The organism is Paenibacillus sp. 1001270B_150601_E10, from assembly GCF_015558675.1.
Lineage (GTDB): Bacteria > Bacillota > Bacilli > Paenibacillales > Paenibacillaceae > Paenibacillus_B.
In genome coordinates this window covers 41722-58585 of record NZ_JADMOL010000005.1, presented here as the reverse complement: position 1 = coordinate 58585, position 16864 = coordinate 41722, and the positions used below count along the sequence as shown (strand labels likewise).

Here is a 16864-nt window from a genome sequence, read left to right as displayed (position 1 = left end):
ACCTCCTCTTTCCTTGTTTTCTTCCAAAATGAACAGTACAGCATCAATCAAAATGGTGACTCCTTCTTGATTGATAGGCAATAGGCTTGGTCTTCATAGGACTTCTGTTGGTATATGAAGCCGAAGCTTTCCGGCATGCAGCTCAGCTGTGTAAGGTGTTCTTCCGACTAGTTCTCCATCGCCAATGGTAAGCTGTGCGTGTATAGGTTCAATACGCGCGCTTCGGCCTCTTCTCATCTCCACATAACGTCGTAACTTCGTATGCTTCCCGAATAGAACCGTAGGCAATAGAAGAATCAGCTTGATTCGGCTAGCTCGATGAACCACACAAAGATCAAATTGTCCATCGTCACTCCTAGCCTGTGGACAGATTCGTATTCCCCCGCCATAAGTACTGGTATTGGCCACCGCACTAAGCCACACCCTTTTGTAGTGCTGAGACTCCCCATCAACCTCAATCACAGCGTCTACGGGTTTATAGCGAATGAGCATCTGTACGATGCCTAGCAAATAGGCAATAGATCCTAAGCCTAATCGATTGCACCAAGGCTTGTACCAGCTTGTATCTACAACATGTGCAACTTCTGCATCAAAGCCTGTGGCGAGTGCTGTTAACGTCCATGTGCCGTAAGCGTGCAGAAGATCAACAGATCGAGTATTCGCTTTAAGGATTACCTTTAGGGCCTCATCTGGCTCAAGAGGGAGCTTGAACCCTCTTGCCGTATCGTTTCCAGATCCTGCTGGGATAATACCCAGTGCAGCTTCAGTTGAAGCAAGCAGGGGCAGCATTCGATGTATCGTACCGTCTCCACCAACGACGATGATTGAGCAGTTAGGATATTGTTCAAGGTGCTGTTTGACCCGTTCTTCAGCTTCTTCCGGAGAAGTGGAAAGACATACCGCATAAGGCTGCTTGGACTGCCTGTACTTAGGCTCTATCTTCTTCCAGACGCGCAGGGCATTGCCATTGCCTGCAGAGCCATTGATGACAAACATATTCACGGTAATCTCTCCCAATTGCCATGATGTATCGTTGCCTTGACCCTAACTATTATATCATCCGATGCTGAGGCGCCAAGTAGCAGGGAAAAGAAAATCCAACCATTTTTCAAAATCCACTGAAACATTTTAAGATTCCTTCCGTACTATCCATTAGACATCAAGTTAGTCAGAGATTCCCATTCTTGCGCAGGAGGGTTACTATGTCGATGTTCAATCGTTTATTGGCAAGTGTTGGAATTGGAAGTGCGAAGGTGGATACGCTGCTGGAGCATTCCCGTTATACACCAGGAGGGCAAGTTAAAGGTGTTGTTAAAATGCAGGGCGGACAAGTATCCCAGCAGATCGACGGCATTCGATTGTCTCTACAAACGCAATATGTAAGAGAGTCGAATGATACGAAGCGCTGGGAGACGTATGAACTTGCGCATTACCGAGTAAGTGATGCGTTCACCTTGCAGCCGAATGAGCAGAAGGAGTACCCATTTACGATTCAGCTTCCGCAAGCTACTCCGCTCACGATCGGTCAGACACCTGTGTGGTTGAAGACGACGCTCGATATTGCAAGTGCAGTAGACCCTAACGACAATGATCGTTTGGAAATGATTCCAAGCGTGGAGCAAAGCATTGTTATTGATGCCTTGAACCGCTTAGGCTTTCGCCTTCGCAAGGCGGATTGTGAATATGCTCCGCGCCTTGGTGGACATCTTCCTTTTGTGCAGGAATTTGAGTTTGTTCCTACGACGTATTTCAGTGGGGATCTGGATGAGCTGGAGGTTATTTTCATCCCAGTTGATGGACAGCTGGAACTGCTTCTTCAGATTGATCGCCGTGCAAAAGGCTTTGGCGGCTGGCTGTCAGAGGCGATGGACATGGATGAAACCTTTGTTCGATATCGTTTGCCATATGAGGAATGGCGCCGACTCGGCGCTGAAGGTGTATCGGCCGAGCTCGCAGAGCTTATTCGTCGATATATATAACAGGAAACAGGGTGCAGGCACGATTCAATGTCGTGCTTGCACCCTGTTGCTGTATTCATCCTATAAAATAGGATAAATCAAAGATTATTTGTCGCCTCGATCCGTGTGCTTGCGAGGTTCAGACGGGTTGGATGAATCTTTGCCATCCTCTGCTTTTGCAACAAGACGAATGTCCGTCTTGCCATCATGGTGATTGTCAAACATGTACTCCTTCAACTCCCACTCCGTCGCTCCAAGCTGCGGATCGGAGGGGAAATGCTGACCGCGATGGAGCACCTCTTCGCGTCCCCATTCGTTCGCGTAAATCCCATCGACTTCAACTCGATCGTAAGACATTGGGTTCATATCCTGTTCATCAGAACGATCTCTAGGCAAGTACACTCTCTCCTTCCTCAGGTCACATTGCTTCCTTTATAACGTTCCCTAGGAAAGTGAAGGCTATGCTTTAGGGATGGAGATGCACATGAGTGGTACAATCGGACTAAGCCGTATGGTGATATCTTGCCTCGAGCTTCTTGCCCCCGATCCACAACAAGCCGAACACGCCTACAGCAAGCGCGATTCGCCACGGTTCGTGGATAAAGCCCTGCCAGTCATGGCCGATGAAGGCGATGATGAAGATCATGATGGATTTGCCGCATAGGACGGCGATCATAAAGGTCGTAAAGGATACCGTGCTCAAACCTGCGATAATATTAATGATAAATGACGGTGTAAACGGGAAGCAAAGCAGCAGAAAGATCGGCGTAAAGCCTTTACGCTCAATCCAGTCAAAAAGACGCGACGAGCGAGGGAGCTTGCGCTGTATCCAAGCGCTAAACCGTTTTCGAAACAGCCTCGCCATCCAGAAAACACAGAAGGCGCCTGCACAGCATCCGATCCAGGAATATAAAAATCCAAGCCATAATCCGTAAGCTGCTGCATTTGCCAATACAAATACGATTAAGGGCAGGAAAGGCATAAAGGCTTCGATAAAGGGAAGCAGAATTCCTGGCAATGGCCCAAGTGATGAATATTTCATCAGCAGCGCCTGAACCTGATCCATGTCTAGATTTTTCATTGTCACAATTAATTGGTGAAACCAATCCCAACTCACAACCATTCATCCTCTCCCGGCTGATTCATGCTCATTACGTATAACCCATCAGTGTTCCGCGAACCAACGGGATGGGAATAACAAATAAATCAATGCTATTATCGCAAACAATGCTGCACTTATCCAGACGACAGCAGAAATTGAAATATAATCGGCAATTACGCCTCCAATGATGGGGCCAATCAAGACGCCTATTCCTTCAACTGTCGACAATAGGCTCCACCCAAGTCCTTTTTGTGATGGAGGGACGTACAAGGCAAGCAGCGCATTCCAAGCCGGAAGCACTGCTGAGTAAGAGAGGCCAAGAACAACTGCTATGCCATAGGCCAGTCCTGTGGACGGCTTAAGGGACAACGAGGCCAGCATGATGGCAAATATCGCAAAGCCAATAAAAAGGAACGGCTTGCGCCCTGCATGGTCCGACCATTTGCCCATCGGCATTAAGCCAAGCACGGTGCAGCCGCCGCCAAGCAGCAGCAGCACTGAATACTGCGTGGCGCTCAGCCCTAGAAATTCCTTGGCGAAGGTAGGCAGAACGGGTACCAGCATGCTCGCTCCAAGCGTCTGAAGAATCATGCCTGGCAGCAGCGGCTTCATGGCAACAAGCCGCTCTTTTAACGCTGCCCACTGCTCACGGAAAGGAACGGTTGCAGCGCCTGTCTGCCGTCCGCCCGCGACAAAGAAGCTTATAATCCAAGCTGCTGCAGCTAGGATAACAAGCAGCGTATAGGCCCATGAGGACTGTCGATCCAGTATGAAATTGAGCACAACGGGGCCAGAGCCCATGCCGACAAGCCAGATCATGTACAGATAGCCCATCTGTGCGGCACGCTGATCCTCTTTCACTTTAGTAAGGCACACAATCCATACTGGCGAAATGCCCACCCCATAAAGGGCTGCTGCAAATACGAACAAAGCAGGGTGATTGCCCCATGCAAACAGGATGATGCCAAGCAGCGAGAGCAGCAATCCGATGTTAATCACCCAGCGGGCCGACCATCGATCTAGCAAATACCCGATAAAGGTTTTGAGGATCGTATCCGTAAGATAGTGAGCCGTTATGGCCGTACCGATTATTGTTAACTGAAGCATAAGTTCATTTTTGCCGAAGATAGGTATAAAGCTAACGAGAACAGCACCTCTGACGAACTCCACCAAAAATAAGATAACCGATAGCACTATAATCTCAGGTCCAAGCCCTAAAAAACGTTTTCCTTTCACCTTAGACACTCCTTCGATGTTGCAACTAACATTTGGCTTGAGCTGCAAATATTTGTATACATGAAACCATGCTCTTATACATTGTTTACCAAATGTTAGGATGAAAGACTCCTTTCAGTATGAATTTATTTGGTTAGACGGACCATAAAAGGGGAGTCCTTCATCTCAATTAATGGCTTCTCTTAGGGAGACAAAATGGCTGGGAGCAGTTCCTGCTCAAGATAGGTCTTTGGATGTCTCCATCTACGTACTTTAGGATCTGAAGCCATGGCAAGGCTGAGCTTAAGCTCAGGGATCGACCAAATGAACTGGCCGCCATGACCCAGGGCATAAGAGCATGGATAACCAAGCAGCTGATCATTCCAGCGCTGATATCCGTAGGTTCCAAATCCAGGATAGCCGCTGCTCTGAGCAGCCATCGATTCATTTGCCCAGCGATCGGGTAATATCTGTGTAGGACTCATCGTCTGTCTGCTGTCCTCGGCTTCCGATAATTCCGGTGAGGATGGCGCCATGCTGATAGGGGGCCATGTTCCTCTATAGGTCATTAGTTCACCGAATTTCAGCATATCGCGGCCTGTGAGCATAAGGCCGATATGTCCTGCCGCATCGCCATCTGGTGATCGAAGCCACTCATAATGCTTGATATGAAGCGGCTTGAAGAGATGCTGTTCTGCATAATAATCAGCCGTCTGTCCGGTGCAGCGGGTTAGCAGAACCGATAGTAGATGAGAATCGATGCTGCGGTATTGGAATTGTCCTCGCTGCTCCGTCTTAATCGGCAGCCTGAGGGCAAAGCGGATCCAGCTTGGACTCTTGTGAAAGGCATGGATATATCTTTCGCCGAGCTTAGGGCCAGTGATCCAGTGCAGCCCAGTGGTCATCGTCAACAAATGATAGGGCGTAAGCTCCTGCCATAACGTATCATTAGCGTGCCTTCTTGGCAAGATATCCTTAAACCATGCTGCAATAGGCTCATGTGGAGCGACAATTTGCTGCTTGGCATGTGCAATGCCGTAGAGGGCGCCGATAAAGCTCTTCGTGGCCGATCTAAGGTCGTGCAATGTAGAAGCATTGCAGCCATTGAAATAATGCTCCATAAGGAGCTTGCCATTACAGGATATCAGGAGACATCTTAATTTAGGAAATAAATCTGGAAGCTTGCTGACCGCGGATATTAAGCGCTCTGATGAATGCTCGGAAGTGGCTGGGATCATTTGGTGAGGAGACATGGATGGACCCTCCTTTTCATACATTTGTACAGAGATTACAATATTGTTGGAAGCACCTGTCACGGCTTATTATGTCCAACTGAAAATGGATTCAGCGATTGGTGTGTTTTTCTATCTGTCCTGAATATGTTATAATAGGGACTATTAGGTCGAAATTCCAGCATGATAAGCGAAGTCCGTTAGTTCTCCGTTGCGGAGCATGATCTACAACGCTTTGGGAGGGAATTTTCATGGCAACGAAAGGTCACAACGAAGTGAAAGAAAGCTTGTTGGAGATGACGCGTATTTTCCGACCGAAGAATCCTCGGAAGTTCGTGAAGGAATATATCCGGAAGTATCGGATTACGGGAGGCTATGAAGACGAACTAACTCATCTTGTAGAGGTGGAGCTGGGGAAGATTGACTCTAGTGTGTCATAACCATCGAAGATGGACAAGAAACTTTTGTTAACATATGACATCTGTAAAGATTAATAGATAACATTAGGCTAGGCATGCGATTGCATTGTATATAATGGGTTGTTTCTCAGACAGTGAAGCTGTTTGATGAAACAACCCTTTTCTATTTTTAGGGCAACATGGATATATATTATTAAATGGCTGTACAGCTACTTCATTGATTCTCGAATAAGCTGGTGAATCTCATTGCGGTACCCGGTTAGAGAAGTAGCAGGATAAATCTTTGTAGCATAAGCGCTTACCTGGTTGAAGAAATCGGCATTTGCGCTGATATATACGTCGTTAATGTTAGGCAGCATTTCTCGAAGGGTAACAGCGACCGTTTGCCTGAACTCGTGCGACAGGTCCTTGCTGCTGCTTACAGAACGAAGCGAACTGTTCTTGTCAACCACATTGGGCGCAGCAAACGGGGTGCGGGAGACTTTGGCAGTGCCGGGATACTTATACCCTACACCTAGCTGTTCTCTTGTTGAATCTCCTCCCGTTGCTTTCATGCCAAGTCCACCGCCGTTAAGGGCAAGAGCGACATAGGCATTGTCATCCATTTGAATAACATAAGCTAAGCCTACACCATCAAGCTTGGCAAGTGAGGAGCCTGCCTCGCGGTTAAGTCGAACAAGACGAGATGTGGCTTTGTGCTGTGAAGGCAGATCGGAGCCAGATATCGAGCTTGTCCGATAGGTGGATCGCTGCGAGGGCTGCGCGGATTGACTGGCAATAGGCTCTCGATAGGCAGGAGGGCCGACTAGACGAGGATCGCCAGTCTTCTGATCGCCGTATGTCTTTAGAGGGGTGCTGGAATACTGCTGGCTTTGATTAGAAGAGTAAGACGAGCACCCGGAACAAAGCAGGATAACAGCGTTAATTGTGACGAAGGTGTGAACAAATAGTGACCGCCGAGTGCCGATTAGCCTCATTGAATATGGCGAAAGTTTGAAGTTCATGATGCATCTCCTTTCTATTAGTGGTATCGTTTCGAAAAAAGACGAAAACTATACAGGATATGGAATTTTATGAAAGGCATTTGACGTGGATATGACAGGAATAACCATCATTCGACACGTTCAAGAGGGTCCTACATGCATGTTTGAAAACGTTTACAAAGCTTGATATTATGCGGAAAAATTATAAAATTGAACACTTTGTGAACTCGACGGTAAACATTGACAAATAAAAATATGGAAATTATATTTAGGTGAGTGATTGTGTTCATTGACAGGATTGTGACATCCATGCGTGAACTGAAGCTTTCCCTTTTACTGAATAAGTTGGATCATATCAACTATTTTTCCTACATCAGATGAACGCTGATCCGCTATTTCAGCACCCTCTGAGACATCCAGTGCTTACCTCATTGTTCCTCTCCATCCAGAATCATCATCAGTGTGTCTTGCGAGTGATAAGAAGGGTTTGGTATGGGTATGTGATGCCATAATCTTACGAAAACGTAAAAAGTGGGGTTGATCAATGATGAAACGGTGGCATGCTGCGAAACGACTCCTTCCGCTGTTCGCTGGACTTGTCCTGCTCCTAAGTGCCTGCGGCCGCGAAGATTTATCCGCAATTAACCCGCAAGGACCTGTAGCAGAACAGCAATACGGACTCATGACTTTGTCCATTTCCATCATGACGCTGGTCGTTGTGGTTGTATTCGCGATCTCGTTCTATGTCATCATCCGCTACCGTCGCAAGCCGGGGCAGAATGATATTCCTAAGCAGGTCGAAGGCAATCATAAGCTGGAAATTATCTGGACGGTTATTCCTATTGTGCTGCTTCTAATTTTGGCTTTTCCGACCGCTAAGTATGTATTCGCTTTCGCGGAAGATTACAGCAAGGATGAGAATGCGATCCGCGTTAATGTAACTTCTCATCAATATTGGTGGGAATTCGAATACCCTGATTACGGCATTCGAACCGCACAGGACCTCGTCATTCCAACAGGCAAGAAGATTGCAATTAGTTTGAAGACGCAAGACGTGCTTCACTCCTTCTGGGTGCCATCCTTGGCAGGTAAGATGGATACCAACACAGAGGGCAACAAGAACAACATGTACATAGAAGCAACGAAGGAGAACGTATACCGAGGCAAGTGTGCGGAGTTGTGCGGACCTTCTCATGCTTATATGGACTTCAAGGTTAAGGCTGTGAATGAGGATACCTTCAAGGCTTGGGTGAATGAAATGAACTTGGAGCCTAAGGCTTGGACAGGTGACCCTGCTGCTTATGATAAGTTCAAGACGAGCTGCTTGTCTTGTCACGCACTGGATAACAACCAAAGCTTGGGTCCGAACCTTAAAGGACTCGGAAGCCGTGAATCTATCGCGGGAATTATGCTTAATCGCGATAATGTAAACGAGCCGATTAATCAAGAGCTGATGGAACAGCATCTGCGTGAGTGGATTCAGGATCCTGAGAAAGTGAAGCCAGGCAACCTGATGACGAACGGCATGACAGGCGTAGAGTTCACAGACGAAGAGCTTGACCAAATCGTCGATTACTTGGCTAATTATAAGCTCGATTCTCTAAAAGAGATCAATAAGCAATAATGAAAATGCGTTAAGCATCTTCTAGGGGGGGTTACGACCTTGGCTCACACTACGCATACAGTGAAGCGATATCGCGGCTTAATGGATTGGCTGACGACGGTCGACCATAAGAAGATCGGGATCTTGTACCTTATCGCCGGAGCTTTTTTCTTTGGCATCGGGGGTATCGAGGCCATCCTGATTCGTATCCAATTGATCAAGCCGCAGAACACATTTTTGGATCCGCAAACCTTTAACGAATTAATCACAATGCACGGCACAACGATGATCTTTCTAGGCGTCATGCCGATTATCTTTGCACTTATGAATGCAATTATTCCACTTCAGATCGGTGCTCGTGACGTAGCTTTTCCATTCTTGAATGCACTGGGATTCTGGACATTCTTCTTCGGGGGCCTGCTGCTTAATCTTAGCTGGTTGATTGGCAGTGTGCCAGATGCAGGGTGGACATCATATGTACCTCTGGCATCAACGACATATAGCACCCATCACGGGGTCGACTTCTACGTGCTGGGTCTTCAGATAGCGGGTATTGGTACACTCCTTGGTGGCATTAACTTTCTAGCAACGATTATTAATATGAGAGCGCCAGGCATGTCCTTTATGCGTATGCCGATGTTCACTTGGGCATCGTTCATCACTTCGGCCTTGATCCTGTTCGCTTTCCCAGCTGTAACGGTAGGCCTTGTACTACTGATGTTCGACCGCTTGTTCGGCGGTAACTTCTTCGAAGTTGCGAATGGCGGTAACCCAATCCTATGGCAGCATATCTTCTGGATCTTCGGTCACCCAGAAGTATACATCTTGATTCTGCCGGCATTCGGTATTATCTCAGATGTCGTCAGCACGTTCTCCCGTAAGCGCCTGTTTGGTTACAGTTCCATGGTGTTTGCGACGATATTGATCGGATTCTTGGGCTTCATGGTATGGGCCCACCACATGTTTGCAACAGGCCTGGGGCCAGTAGCGAACGCCTTGTTCTCTATTGCAACGATGCTCATTGCCGTACCGACGGGTATTAAGATCTTTAACTGGCTGTTTACGATGTGGGGAGGTTCCATCAAGTTTACAGCGGCTAATTTATATGCAGTAGGCTTTATTCCTACCTTCGTTATGGGTGGGGTAACCGGGGTTATGTTGGCTTCAGCGCCAGCGGACTTCCAGTTCCATGATACGTACTTTGTCGTTGCTCACTTCCACTACGTTATCGTAGGCGGCTTGGTGCTAGGTTTATTTTCAGGTCTCCACTACTGGTGGCCAAAGATGTTTGGCCGCGTCTTGCAAGAAGGCCTTGGCAAAGCGACATTCTGGATGTTCTTTATCGGCTTCCAGCTGACGTTCTTCGTGCAGCACTTCTTGGGTCTTACGGGAATGCCGCGCCGCGTATTTACGTACTTGCCGAATCAAGGCTTTGATATGATGAACCTGATTAGTACGATCGGTGCCATCATGATGGGTATCGGGGTACTGATGTTCCTGTGGAACGTCGTGATTACATCTCGCCAGCCAGCAACAGCTTCCAATGATCCATGGGAAGATGGTCGTACGCTGGAGTGGACAATTCCATCTCCTCCACCGGAATATAACTTCAAGCAAACGCCGCTTGTGCGCGGATATGACGCTTGGTGGAAAGAAAAGATGGAAGGCAATACCGAGATGAAGCCGGCTGAACCGGTCGGTTCCATCCATATGCCATCTCCGTCAATCCTTCCATTCTTCATGGGCATCGGCTTGTTCATTGCAGGCTTCGGCTTCATGTTTGCGAAGGATGACTTCAATAATGTGCTTCTGAATTCACTATTCAACAACTATGTTGTTGCCGGCGTTGGACTTCTCATCACCTTAACTTGCATGTTCTTGCGCTCGGTGATCGATGACCATGGTTATCATATCGAGAAGGAAGAGCTGGAGGATAAGGGGGTAAAAGCATGAGCGCACCAGTGCACGCGGACGGACAATGGCCGCATGAACCGGAAAAAGCAACCCTAGAGGGTCGCAATAAAGTATTAGGGTTCTGGCTGTTCCTTGGTGGTGAATCGGTACTCTTCGGTACGCTGTTCGCTACGTTTATTGCGCTTCGCAATTCCATTGGCGATGGGCCAGCCGCTCATGAGCTGTTCAAGCTGCCGATGGTAGGAGCAGCAACCATCATCTTGCTCGTCAGCTCACTTACAAGTGTGTTTGCGGTGCAGGCTTTGCATCAAAACCGAGTCAAATCTCTTATTCAGTGGCTAATTGCTACTGTAATCCTGGGATTTGCATTCTTAGGACTCGAAATCTACGAGTTCGTCGAGTATGTACATGAAGGCCACACGTTTACAACGAGTGCCTTTAGTACAGCCTTCTATACACTAGTAGGCTTCCACGGTGCCCACGTGGCATTCGGGGTTGTCTGGATCACGATGCTGGTTGTGCAGGTTCAAAAGAAGGGGCTCAACTTTGTAACCGCTCCTAAGGTCTATGTATCTGCGATCTACTGGCACTTTATCGACGTGGTCTGGGTATTCATCTTTACCGTCGTGTACCTCATGGGAAAGGTGGGTTAATCACATGGCAGCTCAACAAGCAGCTTCTGATCAATCGAAACGCCGTCATAAGCATGAAGGACCACAAAAGCATATTGTTGCGTTCATCTTCTCCATCGTACTGACATTGATTGCCTTCGCAGCCGTTGGTTCCGTCGGTGAAGTGAACACGACTTTCATCTATATTATCCTTATTGTCATGGCTATTCTCCAAGTTGTCATTCAGATGGCTTATTGGATGCACATGAAGGATAAAGGACATTTGCTTCCGATTATCTTTATTCTCGGGGGAGCAGTTGTAGCTTTCACCTGTATTATTATGGCTTCGTACTGGGTATGGTGGGGCTAAGAGCATCTTTCAGGAGGTGGCGCTTGCGCCGCCTCTTTTTCCTTGAGGGAAACAGAAGAACGTCACCACGATTACGGAATGGGAGGGTAATCCAATGTTTGGTTTGCAATCATTTTTTAGCTTTTCTGATCTTTGGAGTCCACTAATGCTTGTCGCTACGATCCTTATCATTATCCTTTATATTGGATTGACCGGTCCTTATCGACAACGGTTTGCAGATTCGACACCAGTGCCTCCCTTCCGAAAAGGGCTGTTTATCGTCGGGATTCTGCTCCTGTATTTCGTTCAAGGAGGGCCCGTCAACGTCTTAAGCCATATGATGTTTACGTTTCATATGATCATGATGTCGATCTCTTATATTATTGTTCCACCACTCTTAATGCTTGGCATTCCTAGCTGGCTATGGCGCTTTATGCTGGATCGTGCTTTTATCAAAAAACTGAAATGGGCGATGCATCCGATCTTGACAGCGGTTCTCTTTAATACTCTCTTCTCGATCTACCATGTGCCTGCCGTGCACGACTATGTCATGCTGAATTACGGTGTGCATGTTTTCTATTATATTGCGCTCTTTATCGCATCGCTGATGATGTGGTGGCCTGTTGTCTCTCCAGTGCCAGAATGGCCTGGCATTTCTCACGTAAAGAAGATGGGTTATATCTTTTTAAATGGAGTATTGATCACGCCAGCCTGTGCATTAATTATTTTTGCAGGCGATCCGCTTTACAGCACCTATACGGATCCAGATACATGGGCGCTTGCTATGGGGTACTGTGTTGCTGGGGATCCATCGCAGCTGATTGCGTCCTTTGGCGGACCCGAATTCTTCAATTGGTTTGATCCAGTTGAAGATCAGCAGCTCGGCGGCATTGTCATGAAGCTGATCCAAGAGACGATGTACGGCGCGATATTGGCCTATGTATTCAGCCAATGGTTCCGCAAGGAAGGCAAGGATGATGACGATGTCGTAGAATCGACACTAGACGGACACTGGAAGCAGGCGTAATTCGCGCTATAATAGGAAGGGGAGGCTAGGAGTGGGTTACTGCTCCTGCCGGACATGGAGTAGAAGCATAAAGGGAGGACTTGTTAGCCGTGGATTTGTATAATATTATGCCTGCGATAAGTACAAGCTTTATCGCGATTAGTGCGATTCTTGTCGCAATCGGCTGGCGCCAAATCATAAAGAGACGGATTGTACAGCATAAGCGCACGATGACCTTGGCTGCGATTGCAGCAATAATCTTCTTCGTTATTTATGTATCACGTACAGCTTTTGTAGGGAATACGTCATGGGGTGGGCCTGAGGACTTAAAGACGATCTATACCGTCTTCTTAATCTTCCATATCGTGCTGGCCACCGTAGCGGCTGTATTTGGTCTTACGACTTTGTACACAGGGTATAAGGAAAACTACACGAAGCATCGGAAGCTAGGACGATTCACAGCGGTGATCTGGTTTATTACTGCGATTACAGGTGTAACCGTGTATGTCCTTCTTTATATTATGTATCCAGGCGGACACACGAAGCCTGTGCTGGATGCCATACTAGGCTGGTAAATAAACAGCGGAAAAAGATTATAAGCGGGGCGGCTCTGAATCATTCAGGGCCGTTTTTTTTGTACTAGAGGGGCGGCTATGCCAATGGAGTTGCCGCAGATGATTACCATCCTTCGAAGTGATGCACGAGTGGGATGAATGCTCTAAAATAATATTGTAGAACCACGTTCAACAGAAAGTCAGGGAGGCGTGGTTCTTTTTCATTCGTTCAGGTTATGCCATGATAGATGTGGGAGAGATGATGATGTTCAACGATTTTAAGCTCATAGGAGATCGTCCCGTTTACATTCAGGTAAAGGACTATTTGCAAAAAATGATCGCTCAGGGCGGGCTGCTTGCCGATCAAAAGCTTCCCTCGACACGGGAGCTTAGCGAGCTGCTCCATGTGAGCCGCAATACGGTCATTGCCGCGTATACGAGCTTGGAGGATGAGGGCTTCGTCTATACGATACGGGGAAAAGGCAGCTTTGCGGCTGCGATTATACCTGCTCTCTGCAATGAGCCTTCTCATGATCTTAAGCTGGATTGGAAGCAAAGACTGAGCGGGACCGCTCAGCTGGCCGAAGAGCTGGATCTTATGAAGCGAGGCATCCGTGCAGCGAAGGGCACCATCTCCTTCACGAGCATAGCACCTGACGAGAAGCTGTTTGATCTGGATCAGGTCAAGCGAGCCTTCCTGGATCGCATGTCGATCGAAGGCGATGTTCTGTTGAACTACGGCTATGCCAAGGGCTATAAGCCTTTAATTGAATATTTGCTGCAATATATGGAGAACAAGGGTGTGAATGTGAGCGGCAAGGATTTGCTCATTACGAACGGATTTACAGAGGGATTTGAGCTTGTGCTCTCTGCCCTGCAGAAGAGGAACGGCAGGGTGCTGTGCGAGAATCCAACCCACAACACAGCGATCAAGAATTTGAAGCTCCATGGCTACGACATTACGGGCATTGAGATGGAGTCGGACGGCATATGTCTTGAGAAGGTGGAGCAGGCCTTGCAGAAGCAAAGCTATGACTTTGCCTTCCTTATCCCGTCCTATCACAACCCGACGGGTATTGTCATGTCGCCAGAGAAGCGGGTGAAGCTGATCGAGCTGATGGCAGGTTATCAGGTTCCAATCGTTGAGGATGGCTTCAATGAGGAGCTCAGATACTCGGGTGCTCACGTGGCACCACTGATTGCAACAGCAGGAGGAAGCAACAACGTCGTATACATCGGAAGCTTCTCCAAGGTGCTGTTTCCAGGTATTCGGGTAGGGTGGATCCTAGCAGATCGAGAATTGATTTATTACCTGGAGAGCATCAAGCGTGCTCGCTCGATTCACACCTCTACACTAGATCAATCCTTGTTATATCAATATCTATTGAATGGAAATCTGGATAAATATCTTAAAAAGGCTCGTGCGGAGTACAAACGCAAGTATGAGTGGACGAAGCAGTGCATTGAAGAGCACCTCCCTTGCAAACGCATATCAGGCGACGGAGGCTTGCACGTCTTTGTCGAATTTGAACAAGGCTTTGAGACGAGAGAGCTGCTTAAGATTTGCTCGGAACGAGGGGTTATCTTTACACCGGGGGACAATTTTTACACAGATGGAACGGGTCAGCATACGATGCGGCTTGGCTTCTCTAGAGTAGCGGATGAGGATATTAGCCGCGGCATACGCATCATTGGAGAGACCGCAGCACAATTAATGGGATAGAGGTGCAGCCATGAAGGTTGGCGTGATAATGGGCGGTGTTTCGTCCGAACTGAATGTGTCGTTGATGACAGGAAAAGAAATCATGGCAAAGTTGGATAAGAGTTGGTAGAGAAGACGAAAGGGATCGATATCGCCTTGCTTGCTCTTCACGGTAAGTTTGGAGAGGACGGAACGATTCAGGGAGCGTTAGAGACGATGGGCATCCCTTATACAGGCAGCGGCGTGCTGTCGAGCAGCATGTGCATGAACAAGGATATTACGAAGAAGCTGCTCCGTTATGAAGGGGTTCAGACACCGGATTGGCTGTGCTGGCACAGTATGGAGGAATGTTCCGTAGAGGCTGTTGAACAGCTTGGCTACCCTGTCATCGTAAAGCCGAATTCCGGAGGGTCCAGCATTGGAGCGCAGGTGGTGCCGAATCGGGAAACGCTTATAAAGGCGGTTGAAGAGGTATTCGTCATAGATCGCTCCGTCATGATCGAACGGTATACGACTGGAGAGGAAATCACGTGCTCGATTCTAAATGGAAAGCTGCTTCCGCATCTTGGCATTCGAGCGAATCAATCCACATGGTTTGATTATCAAGCCAAGTATGAGGATGGTGGTGCAATCGAAGAAGTGATTCAGCTGCCGCCGGAGCTGGATGCACGTGTGAGTGAGGCGGCTTTGAAGAGCTACCATGCCCTTCATTGCAGCGTTTATGCGCGCGTGGACATGATCATTCAGAACGGCATGCCTTATGTGCTGGAGATCAATACACTGCCTGGCATGACCTCGAACAGCCTGCTTCCAAAGAGCGCGCAGGCAGCAGGGATTTCCTTCCAAGAGCTGCTGGATCAGATTATTACGATTTCCTTGGAGCAGCGTCAGAAGGAAAGAGGTGGACAATATGTCGGTTGCTGATCGAATATCGCCGCATGTACGCACCATTCCGCCTTCTGGCATTCGCAAGTTTTTCGACTATGCCAGCGGAAGCGCGGATGTCATCTCGCTAGGCGTAGGCGAGCCTGACTTTAAGACGCCGGAGCATATACGCCAAGCAGGCATTCGCGCTTTAAGCGAGGGCATCACGAAGTATACGCCGAACGCGGGCTTTATGGAGCTGCGCGAGGAGATTTCCAATTACATGTCTTATCAGTTTGGATTGAGTTATGATCCTGAAGGAGAGATTGTCGTCACTGTAGGCAGCAGTGAAGCTGTCGATCTGGCGCTGCGAATGCTGATTGCGCCAGGAGATGAGATTCTTATTCCTGCGCCGAGCTATGTGGCGTATTCGCCGATAACAGAGCTGCATGGCGGCAAAGTAGTCGAGGTTGAAGCTTCAGTCGAGCAGCAATTCAAGTTGACAGCAGATGCATTAGCCCGGGCTATAACGCCCCGGTCGAAGGTGCTTATGCTTAATTATCCGAGTAATCCTACAGGAGCAGTAATGTCTTATGAGGACTGGCTTCCGATCGCAGAGGTCATTAAAGCTCGTAACTTGATCGTGATCTCAGATGAAATCTATGCTGAGCTGACCTATGACCAGCGCCATATCAGCATTGCTTCGCTGCCAGGCATGAAGGAACGGACGATTGTGCTGAACGGATTCTCGAAGGCTTTCTCTATGACAGGCTGGAGAGTAGGCTATGCCTGTGGACCACAGTTATTGCTTGCTGAGATGCTGAAGATTCATCAATACATTGCGATGTGTGCGCCAACAGTCAGCCAGATTGCTGCGATTGAGGCACTGAGACATGGAATGGAAGAGAAAGAGCGGATGAAGGAAGCATTTAAAGAGCGCAGAACAAGGTTCGTAAAGGGACTGCGCGAGCTGGGCTTATCCTGTCATGAGCCTGAAGGCACTTTCTATGCCTTCCCTTCGATCACTCGTACGGGAATGTCCTCGGAAGCATTCGCCTTGAAGCTTCTGAAGGAGGCTGGCGTGGCGGTAGTACCGGGGCATGTGTTTGGTACTGGGGGAGAAGGATTCATCCGCTGTTCGTTTGCAGCATCGCTAGACAGGCTTGAAACTGCACTTGAGCGGATGGCACGCTTTGTGAAGCTGACAGTTGAAGTTTAGCAAAGAGTCAAGTCTGTTAAGGGCAGTGCTTGAAGGAAGCCAGAGGAGTTCAAAGAAAGTATTTCAGAAAATGTTTTTAACTTAAAGAGAGATAGGATGAACGCTAGTCTCTTTATCGTCTTCATAGGAATCA

At 48.0% G+C, this 16864-nt stretch carries 16 protein-coding genes and 1 pseudogene; 11 read left to right on the top strand and 6 right to left on the bottom strand.

Features of this window, described 5'->3' with window-relative positions; translation table 11 throughout:
* Nucleotides 1-93: 93 nt before the first annotated feature.
* On the bottom strand, nucleotides 94-996 hold the full coding sequence (locus tag I2H74_RS13490; protein ID WP_195574869.1) for a diacylglycerol/lipid kinase family protein: 903 nt from the start codon (nucleotides 994-996) through the stop codon (nucleotides 94-96).
* Between the two features lie 206 nt (nucleotides 997-1202).
* On the opposite strand from I2H74_RS13490, the gene I2H74_RS13485 reads away from it, so the two are divergent.
* A complete protein-coding gene (locus I2H74_RS13485) occupies nucleotides 1203-1979 on the top strand; it encodes a sporulation protein (protein ID WP_195574501.1) in 777 nt (258 codons plus the stop codon).
* Nucleotides 1980-2063: 84 nt separating this feature from the next.
* Here I2H74_RS13485 and I2H74_RS13480 read toward each other — a convergent pair whose 3' ends face one another.
* The 4 genes from I2H74_RS13480 to I2H74_RS13465 all read right to left on the bottom strand — a co-directional run bounded on the left by I2H74_RS13480 (nucleotide 2064) and on the right by I2H74_RS13465 (nucleotide 5528).
* Nucleotides 2064-2324, bottom strand: a complete 261-nt coding sequence (locus tag I2H74_RS13480) for a transposase (RefSeq protein ID WP_195574867.1) — start codon at nucleotides 2322-2324, stop codon at nucleotides 2064-2066.
* A gap of 136 nt (nucleotides 2325-2460) precedes the next feature.
* Complete coding sequence (locus I2H74_RS13475; RefSeq protein ID WP_195574500.1) at nucleotides 2461-3081, bottom strand: TVP38/TMEM64 family protein; 621 nt, start codon at nucleotides 3079-3081, stop codon at nucleotides 2461-2463.
* A 42-nt stretch (nucleotides 3082-3123) separates the two neighbouring features.
* The gene (locus I2H74_RS13470; RefSeq protein ID WP_195574499.1) at nucleotides 3124-4296 is read right to left on the bottom strand and encodes an MFS transporter; all 1173 of its coding nucleotides are present in this window, start codon (nucleotides 4294-4296) and stop codon (nucleotides 3124-3126) included.
* A gap of 182 nt (nucleotides 4297-4478) precedes the next feature.
* Nucleotides 4479-5528 carry a serine hydrolase domain-containing protein gene (locus I2H74_RS13465; RefSeq protein ID WP_195574498.1) on the bottom strand — a complete coding sequence of 350 codons (1050 nt, stop codon included), beginning with the start codon at nucleotides 5526-5528 and terminating at the stop codon, nucleotides 4479-4481.
* Nucleotides 5529-5758: 230 nt separating this feature from the next.
* Here I2H74_RS13465 and I2H74_RS13460 point away from each other — a divergent pair, with 230 nt between their 5' ends.
* Nucleotides 5759-5947, top strand: a complete 189-nt coding sequence (locus I2H74_RS13460) for a hypothetical protein (protein ID WP_085495594.1) — start codon at nucleotides 5759-5761, stop codon at nucleotides 5945-5947.
* A gap of 188 nt (nucleotides 5948-6135) precedes the next feature.
* On the opposite strand, the gene I2H74_RS13455 is transcribed toward I2H74_RS13460, so the two are convergent.
* A complete protein-coding gene (locus tag I2H74_RS13455) occupies nucleotides 6136-6930 on the bottom strand; it encodes a YhcN/YlaJ family sporulation lipoprotein (protein WP_195574497.1) in 795 nt (264 codons plus the stop codon).
* 523 nt (nucleotides 6931-7453) lie between these two features.
* Between I2H74_RS13455 and coxB the strand changes: the two genes are divergently transcribed.
* From coxB to I2H74_RS13410, 9 genes and pseudogenes are all read left to right on the top strand, one after another.
* Nucleotides 7454-8533 (top strand): cytochrome c oxidase subunit II, encoded by a 1080-nt coding sequence (gene coxB / locus I2H74_RS13450; protein ID WP_195574496.1) that lies wholly within the window; start codon nucleotides 7454-7456, stop codon nucleotides 8531-8533.
* A gap of 81 nt (nucleotides 8534-8614) precedes the next feature.
* On the top strand, nucleotides 8615-10465 hold the full coding sequence (gene ctaD / locus I2H74_RS13445; RefSeq protein ID WP_195574865.1) for a cytochrome c oxidase subunit I: 1851 nt from the start codon (nucleotides 8615-8617) through the stop codon (nucleotides 10463-10465).
* Nucleotides 10462-11079, top strand: a complete 618-nt coding sequence (locus I2H74_RS13440; RefSeq protein ID WP_195574495.1) for a cytochrome (ubi)quinol oxidase subunit III — start codon at nucleotides 10462-10464, stop codon at nucleotides 11077-11079. Before ctaD ends, I2H74_RS13440 begins: the two co-directional genes overlap by 4 nt.
* 4 nt (nucleotides 11080-11083) lie before the next feature.
* Complete coding sequence (locus tag I2H74_RS13435; protein WP_195574494.1) at nucleotides 11084-11407, top strand: cytochrome C oxidase subunit IV family protein; 324 nt, start codon at nucleotides 11084-11086, stop codon at nucleotides 11405-11407.
* Nucleotides 11408-11501: 94 nt separating this feature from the next.
* Entirely contained in the window at nucleotides 11502-12413 is a 912-nt protein-coding gene (gene ctaG, locus I2H74_RS13430; protein WP_195574493.1) for a cytochrome c oxidase assembly factor CtaG, read from the top strand.
* 89 nt (nucleotides 12414-12502) lie between these two features.
* A complete protein-coding gene (locus I2H74_RS13425) occupies nucleotides 12503-12967 on the top strand; it encodes a DUF420 domain-containing protein (RefSeq protein WP_195574492.1) in 465 nt (154 codons plus the stop codon).
* Between the two features lie 244 nt (nucleotides 12968-13211).
* Entirely contained in the window at nucleotides 13212-14669 is a 1458-nt protein-coding gene (locus I2H74_RS13420; protein WP_324254079.1) for a PLP-dependent aminotransferase family protein, read from the top strand.
* 10 nt (nucleotides 14670-14679) lie between these two features.
* Nucleotides 14680-15572: pseudogene (locus I2H74_RS13415) on the top strand (D-alanine--D-alanine ligase).
* Nucleotides 15559-16731, top strand: coding sequence for an aminotransferase class I/II-fold pyridoxal phosphate-dependent enzyme (locus I2H74_RS13410; protein WP_195574491.1), 1173 nt, complete (start codon nucleotides 15559-15561; stop codon nucleotides 16729-16731). Before I2H74_RS13415 ends, I2H74_RS13410 begins: the two are co-directional and overlap by 14 nt.
* Nucleotides 16732-16864 lie beyond the last annotated feature (133 nt).

Coding starts and splice junctions, on each gene's coding strand:
- I2H74_RS13490 (WP_195574869.1), bottom strand. CDS start 996: ATGTTTGTCATCAATGGCTCTGCAGGCAATGGCAATGCCCTGCGCGTC.
- I2H74_RS13485 (WP_195574501.1), top strand. CDS start 1,203: ATGTCGATGTTCAATCGTTTATTGGCAAGTGTTGGAATTGGAAGTGCG.
- I2H74_RS13480 (WP_195574867.1), bottom strand. CDS start 2,324: ATGAACCCAATGTCTTACGATCGAGTTGAAGTCGATGGGATTTACGCG.
- I2H74_RS13475 (WP_195574500.1), bottom strand. CDS start 3,081: ATGGTTGTGAGTTGGGATTGGTTTCACCAATTAATTGTGACAATGAAA.
- I2H74_RS13465 (WP_195574498.1), bottom strand. CDS start 5,528: ATGTCTCCTCACCAAATGATCCCAGCCACTTCCGAGCATTCATCAGAG.
- I2H74_RS13460 (WP_085495594.1), top strand. CDS start 5,759: ATGGCAACGAAAGGTCACAACGAAGTGAAAGAAAGCTTGTTGGAGATG.
- I2H74_RS13455 (WP_195574497.1), bottom strand. CDS start 6,930: ATGAACTTCAAACTTTCGCCATATTCAATGAGGCTAATCGGCACTCGG.
- coxB (WP_195574496.1), top strand. CDS start 7,454: ATGATGAAACGGTGGCATGCTGCGAAACGACTCCTTCCGCTGTTCGCT.
- ctaD (WP_195574865.1), top strand. CDS start 8,615: ATGGATTGGCTGACGACGGTCGACCATAAGAAGATCGGGATCTTGTAC.
- I2H74_RS13440 (WP_195574495.1), top strand. CDS start 10,462: ATGAGCGCACCAGTGCACGCGGACGGACAATGGCCGCATGAACCGGAA.
- I2H74_RS13435 (WP_195574494.1), top strand. CDS start 11,084: ATGGCAGCTCAACAAGCAGCTTCTGATCAATCGAAACGCCGTCATAAG.
- ctaG (WP_195574493.1), top strand. CDS start 11,502: ATGTTTGGTTTGCAATCATTTTTTAGCTTTTCTGATCTTTGGAGTCCA.
- I2H74_RS13420 (WP_324254079.1), top strand. CDS start 13,212: ATGTTCAACGATTTTAAGCTCATAGGAGATCGTCCCGTTTACATTCAG.
- I2H74_RS13410 (WP_195574491.1), top strand. CDS start 15,559: ATGTCGGTTGCTGATCGAATATCGCCGCATGTACGCACCATTCCGCCT.